The sequence below is a fragment of the Luteimonas granuli genome, from assembly GCF_007795095.1.
Taxonomy (GTDB): Bacteria; Pseudomonadota; Gammaproteobacteria; order Xanthomonadales; family Xanthomonadaceae; genus Luteimonas; species Luteimonas granuli.
On the sequence record NZ_CP042218.1, the window covers coordinates 1,554,406 to 1,579,552 of the forward strand.

At 71.0% G+C, this 25,147-nt stretch carries 21 protein-coding genes and 1 pseudogene; 13 read left to right on the plus strand and 9 right to left on the minus strand.

Going from position 1 to position 25,147, the window contains the following annotated elements:
• The first annotated feature begins 6 nt into the window (after nucleotides 1–6).
• The 4 genes from FPZ22_RS07105 to FPZ22_RS07120 all read left to right on the plus strand — a co-directional run bounded on the left by FPZ22_RS07105 (nucleotide 7) and on the right by FPZ22_RS07120 (nucleotide 4,606).
• Complete coding sequence (locus FPZ22_RS07105; RefSeq protein ID WP_144891657.1) at nucleotides 7–546, plus strand: arsenate reductase ArsC; 540 nt, start codon at nucleotides 7–9, stop codon at nucleotides 544–546.
• Between the two features lie 3 nt (nucleotides 547–549).
• The gene (locus FPZ22_RS07110) at nucleotides 550–1,836 is read left to right on the plus strand and encodes an arsenic transporter (RefSeq protein ID WP_144891659.1); all 1,287 of its coding nucleotides are present in this window, start codon (nucleotides 550–552) and stop codon (nucleotides 1,834–1,836) included.
• Nucleotides 1,837–1,929: 93 nt separating this feature from the next.
• Complete coding sequence (gene dcp / locus FPZ22_RS07115) at nucleotides 1,930–4,083, plus strand: peptidyl-dipeptidase Dcp (RefSeq protein WP_144891660.1); 2,154 nt, start codon at nucleotides 1,930–1,932, stop codon at nucleotides 4,081–4,083.
• A gap of 169 nt (nucleotides 4,084–4,252) precedes the next feature.
• Nucleotides 4,253–4,606 (plus strand): VOC family protein, encoded by a 354-nt coding sequence (locus FPZ22_RS07120; RefSeq protein WP_342779207.1) that lies wholly within the window; start codon nucleotides 4,253–4,255, stop codon nucleotides 4,604–4,606.
• Between the two features lie 43 nt (nucleotides 4,607–4,649).
• Here FPZ22_RS07120 and FPZ22_RS07125 read toward each other — a convergent pair whose 3' ends face one another.
• Nucleotides 4,650–5,660 (minus strand): zinc-dependent alcohol dehydrogenase family protein, encoded by a 1,011-nt coding sequence (locus tag FPZ22_RS07125; protein ID WP_144891664.1) that lies wholly within the window; start codon nucleotides 5,658–5,660, stop codon nucleotides 4,650–4,652.
• A 103-nt stretch (nucleotides 5,661–5,763) separates the two neighbouring features.
• On the minus strand, nucleotides 5,764–6,981 hold the full coding sequence (locus FPZ22_RS07130; RefSeq protein WP_168198966.1) for an RtcB family protein: 1,218 nt from the start codon (nucleotides 6,979–6,981) through the stop codon (nucleotides 5,764–5,766).
• A gap of 159 nt (nucleotides 6,982–7,140) precedes the next feature.
• On the opposite strand from FPZ22_RS07130, the gene FPZ22_RS07135 reads away from it, so the two are divergent.
• Genes FPZ22_RS07135 through FPZ22_RS07145 form a run of 3 tightly spaced genes read left to right on the plus strand, consistent with a single transcriptional unit; the run spans nucleotide 7,141 to nucleotide 8,506 of the window.
• Complete coding sequence (locus FPZ22_RS07135; RefSeq protein WP_144891668.1) at nucleotides 7,141–7,506, plus strand: ArsR/SmtB family transcription factor; 366 nt, start codon at nucleotides 7,141–7,143, stop codon at nucleotides 7,504–7,506.
• Nucleotides 7,503–8,054: an SRPBCC family protein gene (locus tag FPZ22_RS07140; protein WP_144891670.1), complete on the plus strand. Its 552-nt coding sequence runs from the start codon at nucleotides 7,503–7,505 to the stop codon at nucleotides 8,052–8,054. The genes FPZ22_RS07135 and FPZ22_RS07140 overlap by 4 nt, the downstream gene beginning before the upstream one ends.
• A 26-nt stretch (nucleotides 8,055–8,080) precedes the next feature.
• Nucleotides 8,081–8,506 (plus strand): hypothetical protein, encoded by a 426-nt coding sequence (locus FPZ22_RS07145; protein ID WP_144891672.1) that lies wholly within the window; start codon nucleotides 8,081–8,083, stop codon nucleotides 8,504–8,506.
• Here FPZ22_RS07145 and FPZ22_RS14055 read toward each other — a convergent pair.
• From FPZ22_RS14055 to FPZ22_RS13785, 7 genes are all read right to left on the minus strand, one after another.
• Complete coding sequence (locus FPZ22_RS14055; protein WP_246120664.1) at nucleotides 8,469–8,606, minus strand: hypothetical protein; 138 nt, start codon at nucleotides 8,604–8,606, stop codon at nucleotides 8,469–8,471. The genes FPZ22_RS07145 and FPZ22_RS14055 overlap by 38 nt on opposite strands.
• A gap of 276 nt (nucleotides 8,607–8,882) precedes the next feature.
• Nucleotides 8,883–10,163 carry an AAA family ATPase gene (locus FPZ22_RS07155; RefSeq protein WP_144891676.1) on the minus strand — a complete coding sequence of 427 codons (1,281 nt, stop codon included), beginning with the start codon at nucleotides 10,161–10,163 and terminating at the stop codon, nucleotides 8,883–8,885.
• Between the two features lie 272 nt (nucleotides 10,164–10,435).
• Nucleotides 10,436–12,331: an exodeoxyribonuclease V subunit alpha gene (gene recD / locus FPZ22_RS07160; protein WP_144891678.1), complete on the minus strand. Its 1,896-nt coding sequence runs from the start codon at nucleotides 12,329–12,331 to the stop codon at nucleotides 10,436–10,438.
• On the minus strand, nucleotides 12,328–15,957 hold the full coding sequence (locus tag FPZ22_RS07165; RefSeq protein WP_144891680.1) for a UvrD-helicase domain-containing protein: 3,630 nt from the start codon (nucleotides 15,955–15,957) through the stop codon (nucleotides 12,328–12,330). Before FPZ22_RS07165 ends, recD begins: the two co-directional genes overlap by 4 nt.
• Entirely contained in the window at nucleotides 15,954–19,334 is a 3,381-nt protein-coding gene (recC, locus tag FPZ22_RS07170) for an exodeoxyribonuclease V subunit gamma (protein ID WP_144891682.1), read from the minus strand. Before recC ends, FPZ22_RS07165 begins: the two co-directional genes overlap by 4 nt.
• 20 nt (nucleotides 19,335–19,354) lie before the next feature.
• On the minus strand, nucleotides 19,355–20,032 hold the full coding sequence (locus FPZ22_RS07175; protein WP_144891684.1) for a hypothetical protein: 678 nt from the start codon (nucleotides 20,030–20,032) through the stop codon (nucleotides 19,355–19,357).
• Nucleotides 20,029–20,574, minus strand: a complete 546-nt coding sequence (locus FPZ22_RS13785) for a hypothetical protein (RefSeq protein ID WP_210412650.1) — start codon at nucleotides 20,572–20,574, stop codon at nucleotides 20,029–20,031. Before FPZ22_RS13785 ends, FPZ22_RS07175 begins: the two co-directional genes overlap by 4 nt.
• A gap of 175 nt (nucleotides 20,575–20,749) precedes the next feature.
• On the opposite strand from FPZ22_RS13785, the pseudogene FPZ22_RS07185 reads away from it, so the two are divergent.
• From FPZ22_RS07185 to FPZ22_RS07210, 6 genes and pseudogenes are all read left to right on the plus strand, one after another.
• Nucleotides 20,750–21,529, plus strand: a pseudogene (locus tag FPZ22_RS07185) (ABC transporter ATP-binding protein); the annotation flags it as partial.
• Between the two features lie 107 nt (nucleotides 21,530–21,636).
• A complete protein-coding gene (locus tag FPZ22_RS07190) occupies nucleotides 21,637–22,386 on the plus strand; it encodes an MlaE family lipid ABC transporter permease subunit (protein ID WP_144891688.1) in 750 nt (249 codons plus the stop codon).
• 31 nt (nucleotides 22,387–22,417) lie between these two features.
• Nucleotides 22,418–22,954, plus strand: coding sequence for an outer membrane lipid asymmetry maintenance protein MlaD (gene mlaD, locus FPZ22_RS07195; RefSeq protein WP_425462993.1), 537 nt, complete (start codon nucleotides 22,418–22,420; stop codon nucleotides 22,952–22,954).
• Between the two features lie 14 nt (nucleotides 22,955–22,968).
• Nucleotides 22,969–23,625, plus strand: a complete 657-nt coding sequence (locus FPZ22_RS07200; RefSeq protein ID WP_425463039.1) for an MlaC/ttg2D family ABC transporter substrate-binding protein — start codon at nucleotides 22,969–22,971, stop codon at nucleotides 23,623–23,625.
• Nucleotides 23,606–23,902, plus strand: coding sequence for an STAS domain-containing protein (locus FPZ22_RS07205; RefSeq protein ID WP_144891691.1), 297 nt, complete (start codon nucleotides 23,606–23,608; stop codon nucleotides 23,900–23,902). Before FPZ22_RS07200 ends, FPZ22_RS07205 begins: the two co-directional genes overlap by 20 nt.
• Before the next feature lie 22 nt (nucleotides 23,903–23,924).
• Nucleotides 23,925–25,046, plus strand: coding sequence for an MlaA family lipoprotein (locus FPZ22_RS07210; RefSeq protein ID WP_144891693.1), 1,122 nt, complete (start codon nucleotides 23,925–23,927; stop codon nucleotides 25,044–25,046).
• Nucleotides 25,047–25,147 lie beyond the last annotated feature (101 nt).

Here is a 25,147-nt window from a genome sequence, read left to right on the forward strand (position 1 = left end):
ATTCCGATGAAGCGTCGCGTCCTGTTCCTGTGCACGGGCAACTCCGCCCGCAGCGTGCTTGCCGAAGCCACCCTGCGCGCCTGGGCGGGCAACCGCTTCGAGGTCTTCAGCGCCGGCAGCCAGCCCACGGGCACGGTCAATCCTTGGGCGCTGGGTCAGCTCGCGGCCGAAGGCATTCCCACGGCGGGCCTGCGCAGCAAGTCCTGGGACGAGTTCACCGCGCCGGGCGCCGCGCCGCTGGACCTGGTGATCACGGTCTGCGACTCCGCCGCGGCCGAGACCTGCCCGATCGTGCTCGGCGACTTCCTCCGCGCGCACTGGGGCCTGCCGGACCCCGCCGCGGTGGAGGGCGACGACGAAGCGAAGCGCGAGGCGTTCCGCCAGGCCCACCGCATCGTCAAGGCGCGCCTGCACGCGCTGCTCGCCCTGCCTGCGGACGCATGGGACGATCGCGCGGCGCTGAAGGAGGCGCTGGACCGCATCGGCTTCGTCGAGCCCGACGACGAGGCATCGACCGACGCCGACGCATCCGCGCACAAGGCCTGATCCATGCTTGCAGCGCTGCTGATCTTCGTCGTCACCATCACACTCGTCATCTGGCAGCCGAAGGGCCTGGGCGTGGGCTGGAGCGCCAGCTTCGGCGCGCTGCTCGCGCTGCTGACCGGTGTGGTCGCGCTTTCCGACATCCCCACCGTCTGGGGCTTCGTCTGGAACGCCACCTTCACCTTCATCGCCGTGATCATCATCAGCCTGGTCCTCGACGAGGCCGGATTCTTCGAGTGGGCGGCGCTGCACGTGGCGCGCTGGGGCCGGGGCAACGGGCGCAGGCTGTTCGCCCTGCTCGTGCTGCTCGGCGCCGCGATGTCGGCCCTGTTCGCCAACGACGGCGCCGCGCTGATCCTCACTCCCATCGTGATCGCCATGCTGCTGGCGCTGCGCTTCAGCCCCGCGGCGACGCTGGCCTTCGTGATGGCGGCCGGCTTCATCGCCGACACCGCGAGCCTGCCGCTGGTGGTGTCGAACCTGGTGAACATCGTGTCCGCGGACTACTTCGGCATCGGCTTCGCCGAGTACGCCTCGGTCATGCTGCCGGTGAACCTGGTGTCGGTCGCCGCGACCCTGGGCATGCTGCTGTGGTTCTACGGCCGCGACATCCCGGCCGCCTACGACGCCGGCGAACTGCGCGAGCCGCGCAGTGCGATCGTCGACCCGACGACCTTCAAGGCCGGCTGGGGCGTGCTGGCCCTGCTGCTGGTGGGCTTCTTCGGACTGGGCCACACCGGCGTGCCGATCAGCGCCGTGGCCGGCGCAGGCGCCCTGGTCCTGCTGGCCGTAGCCGCGCACGGACACCGGATCTCGACGCGCAAGGTGATCAAGGGCGCCCCCTGGCACATCGTCGTCTTCTCGCTCGGCATGTACCTGGCGGTCTACGGCCTGCGCAATGCCGGCCTGACCGACCACCTGGCCGTGCTGCTGGACGGCTTCGCCGGGCACGGCGTCTGGGGCGCGACGATGGGCACGGGCCTGCTGACCGCGTTCCTGTCATCGGTCATGAACAACATGCCGACGGTGCTGGTGGGCGCGCTGTCCATCGACGCCAGCCAGGCCGAAGGCGGCGTGCGCGAGGCGATGGTCTACGCCAACGTGATCGGCAGCGACCTGGGCCCGAAGTTCACCCCGATCGGCAGCCTGGCGACCCTGCTCTGGCTGCACGTGCTGGCGCGGAAGGGGATCCGGATCACCTGGGGCTACTACTTCCGGGTGGGCGTGGTGCTGACGCTGCCGGTGCTGGTGGTGACACTGGCGGCGCTGGCGCTGCGGTTGAGCCTCCTGTAGATCGACTCCGTCGAACGGCACCTCCCCGGCCGCCCGCGGAGGGCGCATGCTTGGGCCCGTCCCCTTGCCTTCGCCCATCCGGGAGCCCATCCAATGCTGCGTCCCCTGCTGCTTTCTTCCGCGCTCGCCCTCGCCCTGGGCGCCTGCGACCGCACCGCCGCCGAGCCTCCCATGCCCGATACCGCCGCTCTCCCCGCCACGTCCGCACAGGGCGAGAACCCGTTGTTCGCCGCGAGCACGCTGCCCTTCCAGGCCCCCGTGTTCGACCGCATCCAGGACGCCCACTACCAGCCCGCGATCGAAGAGGGCATGCGCCAGCACCTGGCCGAGGTGCGCACGATCGCCGACAGCGCCGAAGCCCCCACCTTCGCCAACACCATCGAAGCGCTCGAGCGCAGCGGCACGCTGCTGACCCGCGCGCACGCGATCTTCTCCGCGATGACCTCGGCCAACACCAATCCGACGCTGCAGGCGGCCGAAGAAGCGCTGGCCCCGAAGCTGGCCGAGCACGCCGACGCCATCCACCTCGATCCGGCGCTGTTCGCCCGGGTGAAGTCGCTGTACACGCAGCGCGCGACGCTGGGCCTGACGCCCGAACAGCTCACCGTGCTCGAACGCACCCATGAAGACTTCGTCCGCGCCGGCGCCGAACTCGATGCCGGCAAGCAGGCCGAACTGCGCAAGCTCAACAGCGAAGAGTCCTCGCTGACCACCGCGTTCTCGAAGAAGCTGCTCGACGCCAACAACGCCGGCGGCGTGCTGGTCGACGACGTGGCGAAGCTCGACGGCCTGGACGAAGGCACCATCGCCGCGGCCGCCGAGGCCGCCAAGGCCGCCGGCAAGGATGGCCAGTGGCTGCTGGCCCTGCAGAACACCACCCAGCAGCCGGTCCTGGGCTCACTGAAGGACCGCGCCCTGCGCGAACAGGTGATGGCCGCCTCGCTGGACCGTGCCGGGAAGGGCGACGCCAACGACACCCGCGCCACCATCCAGCGCCTGGCCGAACTGCGCGCGCGCAAGGCCGAACTGCTGGGCTATCCCAGCTACGCCGCCTACGGCGTCGCCGACCAGATGGCCCGTACGCCGGAGGCGGCGCTGAAGCTGCTGACCGACACCGTGCCCGCCGCCACCGCCCGCGCCCGGGCCGAGCTGGCGAAGATCCAGGCCGTGGTCGACGCCCAGGGCGGCGGCTTCACCGCCGGTGCCGCCGACTGGGACCTCTACGCCGAGCAGGTGCGCAAGGCCGAGTACGACCTCGACGAGGCGCAGATCAAGCCCTACTTCGAGCTCGACCGCGTGCTGAAGGACGGCGTGTTCTTCGCCGCCGAGCAGCTGTACGGCATCACCGCGAAGGAGCGCACGGACCTGCCCGTCTACCACCCCGACGTGCGCGTGTTCGACATCTTCGACGCCGACGGCACCCAGCTGGCGCTGTTCTACCTCGACCCCTTCAAGCGCGAGAGCAAGCAGGGCGGCGCCTGGATGGGCAACTTCGTCGAGCAGAACGGCCTGACCGGCGACATCCCGGTGATCTACAACGTCGAGAACTACACCAGGCCCGCCGCCGGCCAGCCGGCGCTGTTGAGCTGGGACGACACGACCACGCTGTTCCATGAGTTCGGCCACGCCCTGCATGGCCTGTTCTCGAAGACTGCGTATCCCAGCGTGGCCGGCACCAACACGCCGCGCGACTTCGTCGAGTTCCCCTCGCAGTTCAACGAACACTGGGCGCTGGACCCGAAGGTGTTCGCGAACTACGCGAAGCACCACGAGACCGGCGCGCCGATGCCGCAGGAACTGGTGGACAGGATCGTCCGCGCCCGCACCTTCAACCAGGGCTACGCGACCACCGAGTACCTGGCGGCGGCGCTGCTCGACATGGCCTGGCACACGCTGCCGGCCGGCGACGCGAAGAAGGACGTGGACGCGTTCGAGCGCGAGGCGCTGGCGAAGTACAAGGTCGACATGGCCGCGGTGCCGCCGCGCTACCGCACCAACTACTTCAGCCACATCTGGGGCGGCGGCTATGCGGCCGGCTACTACGCGTACTTCGCCGCGGAGGTGCTGGACCATGACGCCTTCCAGTGGTTCCGCGAGAACGGCGGCCTGACGCGCGAGAACGGGCAGGTGTTCCGCGAGAAGATCCTGTCGATCGGGCACTCGCGGGACCTGGCGGTGGCGTATCGGGAGTTCCGCGGGAAGGAGCCGAGCGTGGAGCCGCTGCTGGAACATCGCGGGCTGAAGTGAGCCCGCCCTGGCTGGGCCGGGTCCGGCACGACGAGGAAGGCCCGCGGTCGCGGGCCTCGGGATACCGTCAGCGCCGATAACGCCGGGATTACAGGTTGGGGCGCATGCTCGGAGCAGGCCCCGACCAACCGCAGGCCCGCCCATGCTCGCCAATGCCCCCGTGACGACGATGCTCCCCGTGATCGACATGGATCGGGCGAGGACCTTCTACGAACAACGCCTGGGTTTGACCCCGGGCGGCTTCCGGCCTGACGGAAAGTTCATCTACGACGCCGGGGGCAGCACGCTCGCGCTCTTCCCGAAGCCGGAGGGCACGAAAGCCGAACACACGGCCATCAGCTTCCGGGTCGCGGACATCGCCGCGAGCATCGCCGACCTGGAGAAGACCGGCGTGGTGTTCGAGGACTATGACCTCCCCGGCTTCAGGACGGTGGACCACGTCTGTGTCCTGGGCTCGGAAAAGGCGGCCTGGTTCAAGGACACCGAAGGCAACATGCTCTGCATCCACGAAGAGCTCGCGTAGCCCGGAGCCCGGCCCCGACGGCGCCGGAGCCCGGTCCCGAACGTCAGAGATCGAGCACGATCTTCCCGAAATGCCGGCCGCTGGCCTGGTACTCGAAGGCCGCGACCAGCTCCTCGAGCGGGAAGTGGCGATCGATCACCGGGCGCAGATCGCTGGCTTCCAGCGCGCGGATCATGTCCTGCTGCTGGCGCCGGCTACCGACGACCAGCGCCTGCAGCCGCAGCTGCCGGCCCAGCGCCAGGCCCAGGGGCAGCTGGCAGTCGACGCCGCTCAGCACGCCGATCAGGGACACGTGCCCGCCCACGCGGGTGGCGAGCATGGACTGCGCCAGCGTGTCGGGGCCGCCGACGTCGAGCACGTGGTCCACGCCACGACCGTCGGTGAGCCGGCGCGCGCTGAGGCCCCACTCGGGATCCTCGCGGTAGTTGATCACCTCGTCGGCGCCGAGCTCGCGCAGCCGCGCCAGCTTGTCGTTGCTGGACGAGGTGGCGATCACCCGCGCCCCGGCCAGCTTCGCCAGCTGCAGCGCGAAGACCGACACGCCACCGGTGCCCTGCACCAGCACCACTTCGCCGGGCTTGAGCGCGCCATCGTCCATCAGCGCCCGCCACGCGGTCAGGCCGGCGGTGGTGAGCGTCGCGGCCTCGGCATGGCTCCAGCCGCGCGGGGCACGCGTGAACGCCGTGGCCGGCGCGGTCACCTGCTGGCGCGCATAGCCGTCGATGCCATCGCCGGGAACCCGCCCGAAGCCCTCCGCCTGCGGCTCCCCGTCGAGCCAGTCGGGGAAGAAGGTGCTCACCACGTGGTCGCCGACCGCGAACTCGCTGACGCCCTCGCCCAGCGCGATGACCTCGCCCGCGCCGTCGGACATCGGGATGCGCCGCTCCTTCGGCCCGGTGATGCCCTTAACCACCATGTAATCGTGGAAGTTCAGCGAGCTGGCGCGCAGGCGCACGGTGATCTCGCCGGGGCCGGGCTCGACGGCGTGCGAGGTCGCAAGCGTCACGTGGTCGAAACCGCCGCCGGCGGGAATGTAGAGCGTCCGGATGGTCATGGGCGTGCCTCGAGTTCGGGGGGCGTTCCATGCTGCACGAAGTGGAGCGAACGCGCGGGCAACGGAGCTTCCCGGTGGCCTGGCCCGGCCCCACGGCCTGCCCTCACCCCTTCACGCACACCACCTGCCGCAGCGTGTGCACCACCTCCACCAGGTCGGCCTGCGCCGCCATCACCGCGTCGATGTCCTTGTACGCGGCCGGCGACTCGTCGATCACGCCCGGGTCCTTGCGGCATTCGACGTGCGCCGTGGCCTCGCGGTGCTGCTTCAGCGTGATGCTGCTGCGCGCCGCGGTGCGGCTCATCACCCGGCCGGCGCCGTGGCTGCAGCTCTCGAAGCTCTCGGCGTTGCCCAGGCCGCGGACGATGAAGCTCTTCGCGCCCATGCTGCCGGGGATGATGCCGAGCTCGTCCCTGCCGGCACGCACCGCACCCTTGCGGGTCACGAACACCTCCTGCCCCGCGTGCGTCTCCTTCTGCACGTAGTTGTGGTGGCAGTTCACGGCCATCGCCTGCAGCCTGAACTTCGGCAGCTCCGCGCGCATGGCGTGCAGCACGCGCTGCATCATCGCCTCGCGGTTGGCGCGCGCGTAGTCCTGGGCCCAGCCCACGGCCTCCACGTAGTCGTCGAAGAGTTCCTCGCCCTCCATGAAGAAGGCCAGGTCCCTGTCGGGCACGTGGTAGCCGAGCACGCGCTTGCCCAGCACATCGCGCGCCAGCTGGATGAAGTACGTGCCGATCAGGTTGCCGGTCCCGCGCGAGCCGGAGTGCAGCATCACCCACACCGCCCCGCTCTCGTCCAGGCAGACCTCGATGAAGTGGTTGCCGCCGCCGAGCGTGCCCAGCTGCTTCTCCACCTTGTCCAGCCGGATGCGCGGGTGCTTCGCCTTGATGCGCTCGAGCCGCTGCCACAGGCCGGAACCGGCGAGCGCGGTCTCGACGCTGTCGGGCGTCCTGCGGTGCTCGCCGCCCGGACCGTTGCCGACCGGGATCGCGCGCTCGATCGCCGAGCGCAGCCGCGCCAGCGAGTCCGGCAGGTCGCGCGCATTGAGCGTGGTGCGCACCGCGGCCATGCCGCAGCCGATGTCGACGCCGACCGCCGCCGGGATGATCGCGCCGCGCGTCGGCACCACCGAGCCGACCGTGGCGCCGATGCCCAGGTGCACGTCCGGCATCACCGCCACCCAGGGCCCGACGAAGGGCAGGCTGGCGATGTTGCGCAGCTGCGCGTGGGCCTGCGCTTCCAGCGGCACGCCGCGGATCCAGCCCTTGATGGGGGTTTCGCCTTCGTGGTGGAGGAGTTCGTAGTTCGAGGTGTCCATGGGCCACATGATGGCGGGGGCCACCTTGCCCCGGCGTGCGCGGATTTCGCGGATTGCGCGGACACATCGCACCCTGGGCGCAGGCGAAGGCGCCGCCTCGCCCACGACACTCAACCACCCAGTTGACAATCGCCCAGGGGCGGCGCGACACTCAACCCCATGGTTGAACAAGACCTCGACAGCACCTTCACCGCGCTGGCCAACCCGACCCGCCGCGGGATGCTCGCCGACCTGATGCTGGGCGAGAAATCCATCGGCGAACTGGCCGCGCCGCACCGGATGAGCTTCGCGGGCGCCTCCAAGCATGTCGCGGTGCTGGCGCAGGCGGGGCTGATCGAACGCTGCAAGGTGGGCCGGCAGCAGGTGTGCCGCATCCGGCCGGAACGGCTGAAGGACGCCAGCGACTGGCTGGGCCAGTGGCAGCGGCTGTGGACCACCCGCCTCGACGCGCTCGAGCGCGCCCTGAAGGACGACGCCGCCGCCGGCGCACGCAGCCGGCACACCCCACGAGGAGCACGGCCATGACCGACACCCGGCACACCGACCAGGCCACCCCGGCTATGCTGCGCTTCGAGCGGCTGCTGGACGCACCCGTGGATAGGGTCTGGCAGTACCTGGTGGACCCCGACCTGCGCGCGCGCTGGTTCATGGCCGGCTCCACCGACGCCAGGGTGGGCGGCAGCATCGGCCTGACCATGGACCACGACCGGCTCTCCGACCGCGACGTGCCCACGCCGGAGCGCTACCGCCCCTACATCGGCCACAGCTGGAGCGAACGCATCACCCGCTGCGAACCGCCCCACGTCCTCGCCTTCACCTGGGAGAACGGCGATGCCGGAGAAGTCACCATCGAACTCGACGACGCCGGCAACGACAGGACGCGCCTGGTGCTCACCCACACCGGCCTGCGCGGCCGCAGCGATGCGCTGGACTTCGGGGGCGGCTGGCACTCGCACCTCGCCGTCCTGGAACGCCGCATCCGCGGGGAGGGCGTGGAGGACTTCTGGGCGCTGCATGCGGACGCGGAGGCGCGGATGGCGGAGATGCTGCCGGAGGGCGGCGGCGGCCGCTGAGCGGGCACGGTGGTCGAGACCGACCGATGGCCCTGCTTTTCCTCCTGCTCGCGGTTGCGCTGATCTGGGGTCTCGGCGCCCTGCAGCTGTGGCCGCGCACGCGCCGGGTCCGGGAGCTGCCGCTGTGGCTCGGCGGCGCGCTGGCGCTGGGCGCGGCCGCCTGCGTGGCCCGGGGCTTCGCGGGCGTGCTCCGGCAGGGCGACTGGCAGGCCCTGTCGACGGACCAGGCCGTGCAGCGGCTCTTCGGCCCGGGCGCGCTGTGGTTCCAGGGCACGGGCTGGGCGCCGCTGGACCGGCTCACGAACGCCTACGCGGCGCTCGATCTCATGCTGACGCTGGTGGCGCTGAGCGCCGTGTCCATGTACGGCTACGTGTTCTGGGCCGGCGTGGCCGAGCGCCGGCGGAAGGCTGCGTTCAGCGCTTCAGCGCGGCCACGATCTCCGACACGTTGAGCCCGATCTCGAGCTGCAGGCGCACGTACTCGCGCTCCTTGCGCGACAGCGGGCGCCCGACCTCCAGGCGCACGTCTTCCGCCTGGAGGATGCGCATCATGCGGGGGAGCGCCGAACCGATTGCATCGGGGCCGTAGCCGGCTTCGCGAAGGGCGGCGCGGAGGAGTGATTCAACGTCCATGCGACGCGAGGCTCGTTCTGGTGGGGTTGCATTGTGGACGCTCAGCGGGGAAAGGCTCCGCCTCCGTACAGCCCGCGTCCGTCCAGGCACTCGAAGCCGGACAACAACCGGGCGCCGCCTGGCCCTGCCTACAGTACCGCGCCTGCGACGCCACCCACTCTCTCGGATAGCTTCGCACCGCTGTACTTTAGCCTTCTAATCCTCATCGCTCGAGCGCTGGACGTCCGAACTTTTTCCCTTCTGCCCAGCCTTTGAACCAATCCTGTCGAGCGTGGCACCAAGGTCTGGGACCTTGTTGAGGGCCGCCTTGAAAGCGTCAGAGTTAATAAGCTCATGCCAAGGACTCCCATGACTTTCGTCCTCAACGAGCCGCAATGGCGCCTCTTCCAGCCGAGTCAAAGCAGAGTCAAACAGTCTGCTTTCGAAGTCCTCGTCAATGCGAGCAGCTTCCTTCCTATAGCCCTCATAAGCCTTAGCAACAGATGCCTTGTAACCATAGTCCTCGGCAAGTCGAAACCGCTGACCAATTTGCTTCGTTGCCAACCACGCAAACCACAACGGCGCACCTATGCTAACGACGGACAATATGATGTGGATCCAGATGATCCCCCAGTTGGGCGAACTGGAACTAAGGGCCTCCGTCAAAACTTGCACACGGTTTGCACCGATTGCGGTACCTCCACCCAAGGCAATCATCAAGCCGGCGACCCACCATCTCATTGACCAACTCAGCGAACGGGAGCGCTGATCGAATGCTCCAGCTAGTCCAATTGAAGTTGCGACACGGTAAGCTTCCTCTGTCTGCTTGACCAGCTTATCTGCTTCAACCGACTTCTGACTCATCGCCACAAGCAGCTTTTCGATCTCCTCCCACCGCTGCTTGATCTTTCCTTGGGTCGTGGCGGACTCTGAGGACAGATTCTCAATCTGGGTGCGCGCCTTGCGAAGTTCCTCCATGTCGGTCGGCAGAGAATCAGCAGCCTCGGTAGCTTCATTGATTAGCTTTATCTTCTCTTCAAGAGCATCCGTCTCCGGGGCAATCTCGTCCAACCGCGCACTCATTGCGCGCACTCGACGAGCCACTTTCGGCGGCATCTTGCTCGGATCTTCTGCAGCCTGCCAAGAAAGGACAGGCTCAAGCGCCATCTCCAACCAAACAAGCGTGGCCATATAGGCTGGAACCGCCTGCCAGCCATTACCCGAGTAAAATTGGGGAATGGTCTCGGACATGAGAAGTCTAATTTGCCTTGCTGCTCCATCGACTGAGCTCTGGACCGCATCTGGCAGTTCGTGACCGTCACACTCCCGAATTTTTGCTGCTAATAGATCAGCCATCTCAGCAAGATCATGGCGAGTCAAGGAAGGGTGGTGGTATCCCCAGTTCTCCTTAAGCGTGTTGTCGCCGCCCCAACCTTTAACAATGGCCGCAGAAACTTCATCCAGCGCATCGGCGATATCTTCAAGCGTCTCGTTCATGACCTTCCCCCTTTGACATATATTTCCAGCAGCTCCCCAACCACATCTCGACCACCCAGACGGAGTCCGCGCCTTCCCCTGCTTACTAACTGACTTGACTCCACGCTAGACGGCGGCGCGACGCCATCTGAGGTAGCTGATGCTAGAGAATACCCCCAAGCATCGCATGCCCTTTCAGCGACGAACGAAACACCTCGTTCGGGATTTTTTCGCTCAATTGGTCCAGCTGATCCTACAGCGGCCGAAGTTTGAGTGACGAAACTAACAGTCGGTCACTGGGACAGACGCCGGCCTAACCCCGACCATCGACTTGCGTGATTCGAAAGCATTCCCCGGATCACGCTTTCTCCTGCTCCCACATTCAACATCCGCCGCGCGCGCGTCAGCCCGGTGTACACCAGCTCGCGCGACCACACGCGATTGAACCGCTCGGGGAGCACCAACCACACCTCGTCGAACTCGCTGCCCTGCGCCTTGTGCACGGTCATCGCGAACGCGCTGTCGTGCGCCGGCAGCGCGGCCGGATGGAACGGCCGCGGATTGCCCGGGTCATCCCCCGGGAACCACGCCATCAAGGTGCCGCTGTCATCCCGCAGGCAGATGCCGATGTCGCCATTGAACAACCGATGCCGGTAGCTGTTCTCGGTCACCAGCAGCAGGCGACCATGGAAGTACCGGCCAGCAGCCGACGCAGGACCCGCGCCGCGGCGGGCACCGGCCAGCATCTCCTCGATGCGCGCATTGAGCCCCCGCGCCCCCTGCGGCCCTTCGCGCACGGCCGTAAGGACGCGCATGCGCCCAGCGCGTGCGAGCGCCTCCGCGGGGTCCCTCGCTTCGGCCAGTGACGCCCAGTGCGCAAGCAGCTGCTCGCGATGCGTCTGCAGCGGGTCGACGTTGCCTTCGTGGAAATGCACGCCGGACAGTCCGCCACCACGCAGCAGCGAAAGCGCGGTGTCGGCATCGCCCTCGCGCACGGCAGCGGCCAGCGGCGCGAGGTCGAGCGCGGCGCTCTGGCGCCAGCCGCGGGTGAGGTGGATGTGGCGGGCCGGGAAGCTGGCGGCGGTCGCGCGGGCTTCGGCGGCGCGCAGGATCCCGGCCAGCACGTCGCCCGCCTCCACCGACGGCAGCTGGTCGGGATCGCCCAGCAGCACCAGGCGCGCGCCGGCGTGCACGGCTTCGACCAGCTTGGCCATCAGCGGCAGGTCGATCATCGAGGCTTCGTCCACCACCACCACGTCGAAGGGCAGCGGGTTGTCGGCGTGGTGCCGGAAGCGCGGCGAGTCGGGGAGGGTGCCGAGCAGGCGGTGCAGGGTGGTGCCGGTGGTGGGCAGCCGTGCGCACAGCTCGGCGTCGACGCCGAGCGCGGTCAGCGCCTGCACGGCGTGGCGCACGCTCTCGGCCATGCGTTCGGCGGCGCGGCCGGTGGGCGCGGCCAGGGCGATGCGCGGCGGCGGGTGGCCGGACTCGATGGCCTGGGCGACCAGCAGCACCAGCACGCGGGTGATGGTGGTGGTCTTGCCGGTGCCGGGGCCGCCGGTGACCAGCAGCAGGCGGTGCCTGAGCGCGGCGGCGGCGGCGCGGGACTGGGGGTCGTCGCTGGTGGCGGCTTCGGGGAAGAGCCGGGCGAAGAGCGGTGCGAGCGATGCGGGGACGTGGGCGTCGTCGCCATCCGCGGGCGCCGGTGCGTCGTCGCTATCGGCAAGCGCCGCGCCGGCGCCCGCGCCTGCCGAACCTGCCGAACCTGCCGAACCTGCCGCGCCTGCGGCTCCATGCTGCGGCGGGGCGTGGCCGATGCGGCGCAGGCCGTCGGCCAGGCGGCGTTCGTACTCGCGGTAGCGGCGCAGGTAGACCAGGCCGTGCTCGAACACCAGCGGGGCGTCGGGCGCGGACTCGGCATCGCCGCGCTCGGGGCAGGCGACCCAGCGCGAGGCGCCCAGCGCCCGGCGCCACGTATCGATGTCGGGCCAGGCGATGGGCGCATCCATCAGCCGCTGCGGCTCGGCCGGGTCGAAGCCGGCGTGGCCCTCGGCCACGGCCAGCGAAGCGAGGGCGGCGGCGGCCAGCACGGCGTCGGGGGTGTCGGGGTCCAGCCGGCGCAGGCTCTGCGCGAGCGCGTGGTCGAGCGGGCGCAGCGCGCGTGCGCGGACGAGGGCCTGCAGCAGGCTCATGCGGCGGCCTCCCTGGGCTCGCCGGCGAACAGGGCATCGAGCGCGTGCACGAGCTCCGGCGCGAAGCGCCAGGCATGGATCCCGCGGTCGTCGCCGGCGGTCGCGTCGATGCCGCGGCAGAACAGGTAGCGGGCGCCGCCGAAGTCGCGCGCATAGTCGTACGCCGCGCCCAGGCGGAAGCGCAGCCAGCGGTGCAGGGCCAGGGTGTAGATCAGCGCCTGCAGGGTGTACTCGCTGGCCGCCATGGCCTGCTCGAGGTCGGCGGCGCCGTAGCCGGGCAGGCGGTTGGACTTCCAGTCGAGCACGTACCAGCGCCCGTCGTGCAGGTAGGTGAGGTCGATCAGGCCGGTCATCAGGCCTTCCAGGCGGCGGCGCAGGCCGAAGCCCTGGCGGCCGGTGACGAGGCCGTGGCGGTGCAGCAGGGCGAGCAGCGCGTCCACGCGCGTGGGCGCCAGCGCGAACTGGAACTCGATCTCGGGGCGGCGCTGCACGGCGGGCACGTCCACCAGCGCGCAGCCTTCCGGCAGCACGGCCGTGAGGGAGTGGCCGAGCATCGGCGTGATCACGGCCACGCCGTCTTCGATGTCGTCGGCGGCGTAGCCACCGCGGCCCAGGGCGGCGGTGATCTTCCGCAGCTCGCCGTCAGGGGCGGCGTCGCCGGGGCGCCAGCCGCGCCAGGCGGCGAAGTCGGCGTGCTCGAAGGCGTCGTGCAGCACCACGCCGAAGCGTGCGCCGCCGAAGCGCGGGTCGAAGGTTTCGGCTTCGGCGTCGGCCCGGGCGGTGGCGTCGACCGGCTCGTCGCGCCCGCCCGCGGCCGGCTGGGTGGCGGCGCTGGCGGTGTCGTGGCCGCCATCGGCATGGGCGAGCTGGGTGAAGCTGTAGACCCACCAGTCGCTGGCCAGCGCGCGCGTGGCGGTGCGGGCCGGCGGCACGTCCTCCGTGGAGTCGGCGCCCAGCCAGGGCAGCACGTCGAGGGGCGTGGCAGCGTCGATGGCGATGGTCCCGGCCGCGCGCGCGACCAGGGCATCGGCATCGGACACCATCGTCCACAGCGGCGACTGCTCGTGGTTGTAGAAGCGGCCGGTGGCCAGCCACAGCGCGTCGCGCGCGCGGGTGAGGCCGACGTAGAGCAGGCGTGCGTCCTCGGCGCGTTCGTGGCGTTCCCACGCCGCGAGCGCGTCCTTCCAGCCGCTGTCGGCTTCCTGCAGCTTCCAGTGCAGCACGCGGCCGTCGTCGCCGTGCACCACCACGCGGCCGCCGTGGTGCGGCGGCCTGCCGCCGATGCCGACGTAGGGCAGGAACACCAGCGGGTACTCCAGGCCCTTGCTCTTGTGCAGGGTGACGATCTGCACGCGGCGGGCATCCGACTCCAGGCGCAGCTGCTGGGCCTCGTCGTCGGCGCTGGCCCCGGCGATGGCGCGCGCCAGCCAGTCGAGCAGGCCGTGCAGGCCGAGCGCGGTGCGCTGCGCTTCCTGCAGGTGCTCGGCCAGCTGCAGGTAGTTGGTGAGGCGGCGCTCGCCGTCCATCAGGCCGAGCAGGCGCGGTGCGTGCCGGGCGCACAGCTCGCCCACCAGCGCCAGCGGGCCGGCCCTGCGCAGGCGCTCGCCCCAGGCCAGGGCCTCGAGCTGCTTCTGCTGCAGCACCTCGCCGTCGGCATCCAGCGCGGCGATGGCATGCGCGTCCTCGCCCACCAGCACCGTGGCCAGCGCGGCGCGCAGGCGGCGGTCGTCGGCGCCGTGCACCAGCGCCTGCAGCAGGGTGTGCAGCTCGCGCGCCTCGGCGGTGGCGAACAGGCTCTGCTTGCCGGCGGCCACCGCCGGGATGCCGACCGCGGCCAGCGCGTCGCGGATCATCACCGCCTCGCGGTGCTTGCGCACCAGCACCGCGATGTCACCGGGCCGCACGGGACGGCCCTTGAGCGTGGCGGTGCCGGCGCGGGCATCGCCGAGCACGCGGTGGATCGCGGCCAGGCAGGCGCGGGTGGCCAGTTCGCGCGAGCGGGGCGCGCTGTGCGGCTTCGGCTTTCCATGGCGGTCCGGCGCGGGCTCTGGTGCGCGCCACAGCGTGATCGCGGGCGCGGGCTGGCCTGCGCGCTGGTACTCGGCGTCGTCGCGGGCGCCACCGGGCTGCACCGGATGGAACGCGATGCGCGCATCGATGAAGGGCGGTGCGACCCTGTCCGGTTCGCCCTCATGCACGGCCTGCGCCTGGGCGTAGAGCGCCTCGATGCCGCGCAGCACCGCCGGGCGCGAGCGGAAGTTGCTCGCCAGCGGCGGCGCCATGGCCGCGGTGGCGCGGGCGGCGAGGTAGGTCTCGACGTCGCCGCCGCGGAAGCCGTAGATCGCCTGCTTGGGATCGCCGATCAGGAACAGCGCCGGCTCCGGGCTGTCGGCGCCGAACACGCGCTCGAAGATCGCCCACTGCCGCGGGTCGGTGTCCTGGAACTCGTCCACCAGCGCGATGCGGTACTGCGCGCGCAGGCGTTCGACCAGGGCGTCGCCATGCGGGCCCGCGAGCGCGGTCGCCACGCGATCGATCTGGTCGTCGAAGGTGAGCACGCGCGCCAGCTGCTTGTGCCGCGCCAGCCGGCGGCGCGCATCGTCGCGCAGGCGGTGCAGCAGCGCGGCCTGGCGGGCCTCGCGGATCCGATCGGCTTCGGCCAGCGCGGCGGCGTACTCCGCCACGGCATCGCACAACGGAGACTCGGGGGTACGACCGGCGCCGGCTTTGCTGGTGCAGTCCAGCAGCTTCTCGCGATGCAGATGGCCAAGCTTGTCGTGTTTGAAGCGCGACACGTGGTCGCCACGGTCGCACCAGCGCGCGAGCTGGTCGAACAGGTCCTGGATCCAGTCGGCCTTGTAGCTCTGGCCTTTCAACACTTTCGATTCGGTGGCGCGCAGCAGTTCGTCGCGGAAGCCGTCGCCGTGCGTGCGCGCGGCCTCGGCGAACGCCTGCGCGGCGGCGCGCAGCATCGGCCCGGGGTCGGGCAGCGCCGCCGGCGGCGCGGGCAGCAGCACGTCCTCGCGCACCAGCGGCGAGAGATCCTTCGCCAGCGCGTCCGGCCCCTGCGGCCACAGCGCGTGCAGGTCGTCGACGGCATCGGCGTCGACCGCGTGCGCACGCCACAGGTCGGCGGCGATCGCGGCGCGCAGGTCGGCGTCGCTGGCCAGCAGCTCGGGCGCGTCGAATCCCTGCCCGCTTTCCAGCGCGTGTTCGCGCAGCACGCGGGCGCAGAAACCGTGGATGGTGAAGATGGCCGCCATGTCGATGTCGTCGGCGGCGCGGCGCAGGCGGCGGCGCAGGGCGTCGTGCGATTCCCCGCCGCGCGCCAGATGCGCTTCGATCAGCTGCCGCATCAGCGCGGCCTCGGGCGAGGCGTGGCCGTCGTCGCCCGAGGCCACGTCCGCCGCCAGCACCAGGCGCTGGCGCACCCGCGCGCGCAGTTCCTGCGTGGCGGCCTCGGTGAAGGTGACGGCGAGGATCCGGCCCACGCCGAGCGCGCGCTCGAGCACCAGCCGCGCCAGCAGGGTGGCGAGGGTGAAGGTCTTGCCGGTGCCGGCCGAAGCCTCGATGGCGAACACGCCGTGCAGCGGCTGGGTGGCGTACGGATCCAGCGGCGCGTTCACTCGACCTCCTCGGGGTCATGCGCGCGGGCCAGGCCGGCGAGCGTGCCGGGATCGACGCCTTCGTAGGCCTGGCCGTCGCGCACGGCGAGGAAGACCGTCATCGCCGCGTCCGCGAAGCGCACCAGGGCCGGTTCGTCGGCGAAGGGATCGCAGCCGCGCAGCACCTGGCGCAGCGCGTCGCCCTGGCCTTCGGCGAAGCCGCCCCCGGCACCGTGCCACTGCTTGCGTGCCGCCTCCACCGCCTTGTCGGCGTTGTCGGCGCTGGCGTAGGCCCAGGCGCTGTAGGGCGCATAGGGCAGCGGCTCGCGCAGGCCCTGCGCGCGCAGCGCCAGCAGCCGGCGCAGTGCGTCGCGCGCCTCGGCCGGCGACAGCGGAGCGCGCGCATACGGCCCCACCGCGCCGGGATCGGTCTCGAAGAAGTCCAGGAACGGCAGGTCGATCCCCGCGGCGCGCGCGAGCAGCCAGTCGAGTCCGCTGCGGATCACGCTCGGGCCGTTCGGCTTGCCGAAGCGCAGGCGCGCGATGCCCTGCGGCCACGCATCCTGGATGCGCCCGTGCACGCGCACGCCGTCGATCTCGACCTCGGCCGGCAGCGACCGCGGCTGCGCGTTGCCGCGCCAGGCACCGAACGCCTCCAGCCACGGCGCGAGCACCTCGCGCTGATCGGCCAGCACCCGGCGGCCGGACGCGCCGGAGGGCAGCAGGCCGCGCGCGCGCAGCGTCGCGTGGATGCGTGCCTCGTCGTGGCCCTGCAGCAGCTCGTCGAACAGCGCGCGTTGCAGGACGCTGCGCTCCAGCCCGCGCTCCGGCGCGGCCAGCGGCTCGACGTCGTCGCCGTGCGCCTCGATCTCGACCAGCCGCAGGCCCATGCGCTCGAGCAGGCTTTCCGCCGGCTGCAGCAGGAAGCGGCGCAGCGCGCCGATCGGAAGCTCCGGTTCGAGGTCGTCGCCGGCGAGCGGCGCGCCCTCGAACCACGGCGGCAGCGGCACCCGGCGGTCGGCGGCGCCGGCCGCGGCCTGCTGCCAGCGCGCGTGGTAGGAAAAGCGGCGCGGCTCGTCCTTCGGGCCGAAGGCCTCGGCCGAGAACGGCTGCAGCGGGTGCCGCACCACCAGCGCCTCGGCGATGTCGTCCGCCGCATCCGCGGCGTGCTGGGCCGCGGCGGCGTCGATCAGCTCCGACACCAGCACCGAAGGCTCGCGCCGGCTGCCGTCGCGCGGGTCGGCGCCCTGCCAGCTCACGTAGAACACGTCCTGCGCCGCGGTGAACAGCTGCAGGAACAGGAAGCGGTCGTCATCGCGCGTGGAGCGGTCGCCGGCGCGGCGCCTGCCGGTGCCGAGCTCGGCGGTGAGGCGGTTGAGTCCGGGCGCGGGGTCGCGGCGCGGGAACTCGGCGTCGTTCATGCCCAGCACGCAGATCACGCGGAACGGCAGCAGCCGCATCGGCACCATGCGCGCGATGCTGACGCCGCCGGTGAGCAGCGGCGCACGCACGTCGGCCTCGGCCAGCACCGCGCCGAAGTGCGCGCGCACCGCTTCCGCCGGTACCGGCGCGTCGAAGCCGGCGTCACCGGCGTTGCGCGCGAACGCGTCCACCAGGGTGCGCAGCCGGTCCAGCGCGCGCTGGCCGGCGGCGCTCGCGGGCGGCCGCGGCAGCAGCGCATCGAGCAGTTCCAGCAGCCGCTCGCGCCACTGCGCCGGCGGCATCGCCTCGCCCAGCAGCTCGGCATGGCGCTCCAGCACCCGCAGCAGGCGCAGCAGGGTGTCGAGCGCGTCCATCGCGCCGCCTTCCAGGTCCGGCAATGGCGCGACCAGCCGGCCGTCGCTCGCGCGCACCAGCGCGTCGCTGCCGCTGGCGTGGCCGAGCAGCAGGCGGTCGAGCGCGAAGGCCCAGGTGTAGGCCTCGTCCTCCGGCGCGTCGAAGCGGGCGCGGTGGCGGGCGTCCAGGCCCCAGCGCGCGCCCGCCTCCGACAGCCAGGCCTGCAGCCGCTCGATCGCCGGCGCATCGAGGCCGTTGGCCTCGGCCAGTGCGGGGCTGGCCAGGAGGTCCAGGATCTCGTGCAGGCCGAAGCGCGACACCGGCAGCGCCAACAGGCGCAGGAACACCTCGGCCAGCGGTTCGTTGGCCAGCGGGCTGGCGTCGGCCAGCGCGTAGGGGATGGCATCGTCGGCGCCGCGGTCGCCGAACACCGCGCCGAGGTAGGGCAGGTAGGGATCGATGTCCGGCGCCAGCACCGCGACCTCGCGCGGCTGCAGCGGCGGGTCGAAGCGGTCGTCGTCGAACAGCGCGCGCATCTGGTCGCGCAGCACCTGCAGTTCGCGCAGGCGTGTGTGGCAGGCGTGCAGCTGCAGGCTGGGGTCGGTGCGGTCCACGGCCGGGCGCAGCGCGAAGCCGGGCTCGCCGCGGCGATGGAAGACATCCGACTGCATCCGCCGCAGCAGGCTGCCCTGCAGCGGGCCGCCGCCCTCGGCCGGATCGGCGTGCGCCCGGAGCTCGGCGGACGCGTGCACCACCTCGTAGTTGCCCACCAGGCGCATGAAGTCCACACCGGCTGCGCCCCAGGCCTGCAGCAACCGGCTCTCGCCGCCGGCCAGCAGTGCGCCCTCGGTGGCCAGCGCGGCTTCGGGCACCGTGCGCATGCGCTGCAGGTCGCCCCAGTACGCCTGCGAAGGGGAAGGCACGAAGCAATGGAGCGTCCCCACCCGCGCCTGCGTCGCCACCACGCGCAGCACGTCCGGCGAGACATTCAGCGTCGCGAACGCCGACAGTCGCGCCGGCAGCCCGGCCGGCAGCGCCGCATCCGGCGCCTCGAAGCGCTCCAGGTAATCCTGGATCCGCCGCGCCCGATGCCGCGTCCCGCGCGCCACGCGCCGCCACAGGATCGCCTGCGGATCGTCCGGGTCCGCGCCGCCCTCCCAGCGCAGCAGCCAATCGCGCCGCCAGGCCTGGTACTTCTCGAACACCGAGGCCAGCTCGCCGGCCAGCGACCATGGGCGCAGCGGATCGTCGCCGCCGACGTGCGCCGCGATCGCCGCCAGCGCCGGCTGCTCCAGCAACGCGCGGTCGGTCAGCGCGGCGTACAGGTGCCAGTGCAGCGTCCGCGCATCCAGCTCGCCGTCGGCCGGCCCCAGGTTGGCGTCCAGTGCCCGGCCCACGAATTCGCCCGGCGTCAGGAACTCGATGTTCGCCGCCACGCCGTGGCGCGCGGCCAGCGTCGCCTGCAGCCATCGCCGCATCGCCGCCTGCGGGATGAGCACGATGTCCGGCTCGAGCAGCCGCTCGCGCGAAACGGGCGCGCGCAGGACTTCGGCGAGGATGCCGGCCAGCACCTCGAGCGCGTTCGAGTGGTAGAGGCGGAAGCCCGCGCTCGTTGGACTCAAGAAAGTCTCCGAAGTCTGGATCAGGAGACAGGGTTACGGTCCGCGACATGCATGTCGTTTTGACCAGGGGAGCCGATTCCTCGAGCGCCCTTGTCCACGAGGAACCTCCCTCCAATGGCCCAGAGATAGACATCGAACACGCGCTCATGGAACCAGAGGCTCGACACAAGGTGCTCCAGTTCATCCTCCCCGTACGCGTGATGAAAATACCGATGGAGGCTGGTCAAACGCCCGCATGCAGCCGCGACCTGAGCTTCCACCTTCTTGAATTCGGAACGCCACACCTTCTCGAATTCGTCATAGCTTCGCGGAATTCGGCGCGAAGCAAGGGCAGACAGGGCCGTGACCGCATTGCGGTCATAGACGAGGAAAGGACTTCGGTGACGAAACCAGAGTAGCTTCGATGCGGCCGAGAGATTCTCCTTGCTGAACCTGTCTTCAAACTTGCTGGCGAGTTTGTTTACCGCCTTCGCGCCATCCTTTCCCACGCCAAGAAGGCTCTCAAGCACATATTTCCGATTCCCCGCTTCAGCAATTCCACGGAAACTCCTCGAAATGCGGAATGCATGCATCGCCTTCGTGAGAGCCTCAAGGGTGGGATTGTCGCTAGAGAGGTCGGTATGAAGGGCCTGATCCCCGCCTTCCCACAGCTTCAGATAGTGCAACGCGAAATAGTCGAACCTTGGCATCTCTTTCAACGGATTTCCCCTTTTCCGGTCCTGTCCCACACATCGCCGCCGCCCTCATTTGGCCGAGTTCTTACAGGGCCTCGCCTGATTGACCACGCCCATGCGCGCGAGATGCGCAGCGGATCCTTCGCCGGCGCCGTGCACAGGTAGCGCGGATCGGGGTGGATGCCCACCCGGCCGAGATCGAGACGATCGGCATCCCAGCACACCTGCACCACCGGATGCGCATCGACATGGCCGTCGCTGTGGCCCTCGCAGGCGGCCTTCAGTAGTGCCATCGATCCAGCATCGAGCACGATCACACCCTTGCGCCACAGCCAGTCCGCGTATTCCGCGGCACGCGGGCCGTGCTCGGGATCGTGATAGTCGTTGCGCCGCTGCGAGTCGTGCACCAGTCCGAACAGCGCGGGCACCCGCGTATCCAGTCCCAGCACCCGCGCCAGCGACACGCCGTGGAAACGCACCCGCGCCCAGTGCGACGCGCCGTGGATGCCAAGCCAGTCGAGGCGGAACTCCTTCCGCAGACGCGTAACCAGGCCAGTCCCGCCCATCCCAGCTCCTCTGTACCGGTGGCCATGATGCCGCAGCCCGGTCGCAGGCGCTGATACAGCGGCAGCGCCGGCGCGCGCGGCAACTTCGGCGATAATGTAGCGCCGACGCTCCGCCCGCGTTCAGCACCGCTACGCAATGCTTCCGCGGTTCCGTCCCCCCGATTCCGCCAGGCCCATGCCCCACACAGCGCCCGACACGAACGTGCCCGCCGTCCGCCTCTCCGGCGTGCGCCTGGACCGCGGCGTGCGCACGATCCTCTCGGGCATCGATCTCGAGGTGCCGCGCGGCAGCATCACCGCCATCCTCGGGCCCTCGGGCAGCGGCAAGTCCACGCTGCTGGCCGCCATCACCGGCGAGCTGGCCCCGGCGGCCGGAACGGTCGAGGTCTTCGGCCGGCCGGTGCCGCGCCACCACCGCGAACTGCTGGAGCTGCGCAAGGGCATCGGCGTGCTGCTGCAGGGCAACGGCCTGCTGACCGACCTCACCGCCGGCGAGAACGTGGCCCTGCCGCTGCGCACGCACACGAAGCTGCCGGCGCCGGTGATCGAGCAGCTGGTGCTGATGAAGCTGCACGCGGTGGGCCTGCGCACCGCGGTCGACCTGTACCCGCGCGAGCTCTCCGGCGGCATGGCCCGCCGCGTGGCGCTGGCCCGGGCGCTGGCGCTCGACCCGCCGCTGATGCTCTACGACGAGCCGCTGACCGGGCTCGATCCGATCGCGTCCGGGGTGATCATGTCGCTGATCGCGCGCCTCAACGCCACCCTCGGCCTGACCAGCATCATCGTCAGCCACCACGTACGCGAGACCCTGCCGATCGTCGACCAGGTGCTGGTCACCGCCAACCGCGGCATCGTCTTCGCCGGCACGCCGGCCGAGCTCGAGGCCAGCGAGGATCCGCTGCTGCGCCAGTTCCTGCGCGGCGAGCCGGACGGCCCGATCGCGTTCGACCCGGCGTCGGCGCAGCCCTCCGCGCGCGACGCCCTCGCGCGCGCCGCCGACGCCGCGCCCACGCGCCTCGCGGCCACCCCCGCCGCGCCCCGCATCGACGCCGAGGCCCGCTGATGCCTTTCGTCTCCAGCACCCGCTCCCTCGGCCGGGCCGGCCTGTTCTCGCTCTCGGTCTTCGCCGCGTCGAAGCCGACCGCGGACTTCTTCGCCGAACTGCTGCGCGAGATCTACAAGATCGGCGCGCGCAGCCTGCCGATCATCGCCGTCGGCGGCGCCTTCGTCGGCCTGTCGCTGACCCTGCTCGGCTTCCGCGCGCTCGAGACCTACGGCGCCGCCAACCAGGTCAGCGTGCTGATCGGCCTCGGCCTCTACCGCGAGCTGGCGCCGGTGCTGACCGCACTGCTGTTCATCGGCCGCGCCGGCTCGTCGATCGCGGCGGAACTGGCGCTGATGCGCGCCACCGACCAGATCCAGGCCCTGGGCCTGATGGCCATCGACCCGGTCGCCAAGGCCGTCGCGCCGCGCTTCTGGGCGGCGGTGCTGTGCGTGCCGCTGCTCACGGCGTTCTTCGTCAGCCTGGCGCTGAGCGCGAGCTGGCTGATGGCCGTGCACGTGCTGGGCGTGGAGAACGGCACCTTCTGGCAGACCATGCGCGACGCCGTCGACTTCAAGGACGACTTCCTGGTCGCCTTCCTCAAGTCGGCGGTCTTCGGCGGCACCTCGGCCCTGGTCGCCGCCTACGTCGGCTTCCACGCCGAACCCACCATCGAGGGCACCTCGGTCGCGACCACCCGCGCCGTCGTCAACGCCTCGCTGCTGGTCCTGATGTTCAACTTCGTCCTCTCCGCGGCGCTGTTCCGCTGATGGCGACGCACTTTTCCCCCGAGGTCTCCCGATGATCACGTCCCGTGGCCCACGACTCGAATTCGCCGTCGGCGCCTTCCTGCTGCTGGCGCTGGCCTCCATGCTGGTGCTGGCGGTGGCCTCGACCAACGGCAGGTTCGGCTTCGCGGGCGATACCTACGAACTGACCGCGCGCTTCACCAACCTCGGCCAGCTGCGCCCCAACGCGCCGGTGAAGGTCGGAGGCGTGACCATCGGCCACGTCGCCGGCATCGATCTCGACCCGGTGAAGTTCGACACCATCGTGACCCTGGCCATCGACTCGCGCTTCAACGAGATCCCGATCGACACCTCGGCGCAGATCCTCACCGGCGGCCTGCTCGGCGAGAGCTACGTCGGCCTGCTTCCCGGCGGCGACATGGAGGTGTTCCAGCCGGGCGAGGAACTGGTCTACACCCAGCCCGCCGTCGACCTGATGCAGATGGTCGGCAAGTACATGTTCAGCGGTGGCGGCGAAGATGGCGCGGGTGCCCGCGCCGCCGCGCCGGATGCGAACGACACCCCGCCCCCCACGGAGCCCACCCCATGACCATCCGCCCCCTGATTCCCTTCGTGCTGGCCTCGGCCGTGCTCGCGGCGGCGCCGTTCGCGCAGGCGCAGGCGCAGGCCCAGGCCGCGCCGCCGGCCGCCTCCACCATGCAGGGCGAGTCGCCCAGCAAGCTGGTGCTCGACAACAGCCAGCGCATCCTGTCGACGCTCGAATCGCGCCGCGCCGAGTTCACCGCCGACCGCGGCAAGCTGCAGGACTTCATCGCCAGCGAGTTCGACCAGATGTTCGACCGCGAGTACTCGGCCCGGCAGGTGCTCGGCCGCCACGGTCGCGGCGCCAGCGACGCGGACATCAAGGTCTTCGCCGACGCCCTGGCCGACAGCCTGATGCGCCGCTACGGCAGCTCGCTGCTCGACTTCAACACCCGCCTGCGCGTGCGCGTGAAGTCCGAGACCCCGCTGCCGCGCGGCCTCGGCGTCAAGGTCTCCAGCGAAATGCTGCGCCAGGGCGGCGAGCCGATCCCGGTCGACTACCTGATGCGCCGCGCCGGCAACGGCTGGCGGGTGTTCGACGTGATGGTCGAGGGCGTCTCCTTCGTGCAGACCTTCCGCCAGCAGTTCGACACCCCGCTGACGCGCAAGTCGATCCGCGAGGTCGCCGCCGACCTGAGCGCCGGCCGGATGCAGGCCGATGCCGGCGCCGGAAACTGAGGCCGGCGTCCGCCGCGACGGCGAGGCGCTGCGCTTCGACGGCGCCCTCGTCCGCGACGCGGTGCCCACGCTGTGGCGCGCCGCGCGACCGCAGGCCGCGGGCGTGCGCCGGATCGACATCACCGCCGTGACCGGCATCGACAGCGCCGGGCTGGCGCTGCTCTCGGCGCTCGCCGCGACCGCCGGCCCCGGTGCGGAAATCACCGGCGCGCCGCCCGGCCTCGCCGAACTGAGCGCCGCCTATCGCCTCGACGGCGCGCTGGGCTTCTCCCACTGATCCAGGACGGACAGCGATTCCCATGGACCTCCCGACCCTGCCGCACCGGCGCATCCTCGCCGCCGCCCTCGCGCTGGCCCTGCTCTCGGCGTGCGCGAGCGGTGGCACCGCGCCGATCGCGCCGGCTCCGGCTCCGGATGCGCAGGCTCGAGTGGTCGACGGCAGCGCGGACGGGGCGACGGCGGATGCCGCCGGCACCGGCGCCGCTTCCGCGCGCGCACCGGTCGCACAGGACGGGACCGCGGCGGCCTCGGACGGCGGAGAGCCGTTGCCGGGCGACGACGGCCAGGGCACCGACGACACCGTCATCGCCACCGGCGAAACCGTCGCCATCGACCCCACCCAGGCCGAACTCGACTACGCCGCCATCTACGGCGGCGAGGTCTACGACCCGGTCGCCGATTCCACGCTGCCCGACCCGGCCGCGCCGCCGCCGCCGGGCCATGACCCGTGGGAGCACTGGAACCGCAGGGTCCACGCCTTCAACATGGCCGTCGACCGCGCCGTCGCCGAGCCGCTGGCACGCGCCTACGTGAAGGTCGTGCCGCGCCCGGTGCGCCTGGGCGTGGGCAACTTCTTCTCCAACCTGGGCCAGCCGGTGAGCGCGCTCAATGCGCTGCTGCAGGGCAAGCCCGGCCAGGCCGGCCACTCGCTGGGCCGCTTCCTGGTCAACGCCACCCTCGGCATCGGCGGCCTGTTCGACCCGGCCTCGCGCATGAACATCCCCAACCGCAGCGAGGACTTCGGCCAGACCCTGGGCGTGTGGGGTTGGGAGCGTTCGCGCTACGTCGAGCTGCCGCTGTTCGGCCCGCGCACCGTGCGCGACGTCTTCGGCCTGGTCGGCGACGGCCAGGTCGCGCCGCTGCGCCAGATCGACGACGACGCCGTGCGCATCGGCCTGCAGGGCCTGCAGCTGGTCGACCTGCGCACCCAGCTGTTCGCCGTCGACCGCCTGCGCGAAGGCGCCGCCGACGAGTACGCCCTGGTGCGCGACGCCTGGCTGCAGCGCCGCGACTACCAGATCCGCGGCGACCGTCTGCGCGAGGACCAGGAGGACCTGCCCGACTACCTGCTCGAGGACGAGGGCAATCCGACGGTGCCGGTGGACGTGATGCCGATCGTGCCGGGCTCCACTCCGCCCTGACCTGCCATCCCCCTGCAGGAGCGGCTACAGCCGCGACCGGGGCCGCCGCGACATCCATCGCTCCTGCAGGAGCGGCTACAGCCGCGATCGGGGGCGCCGCG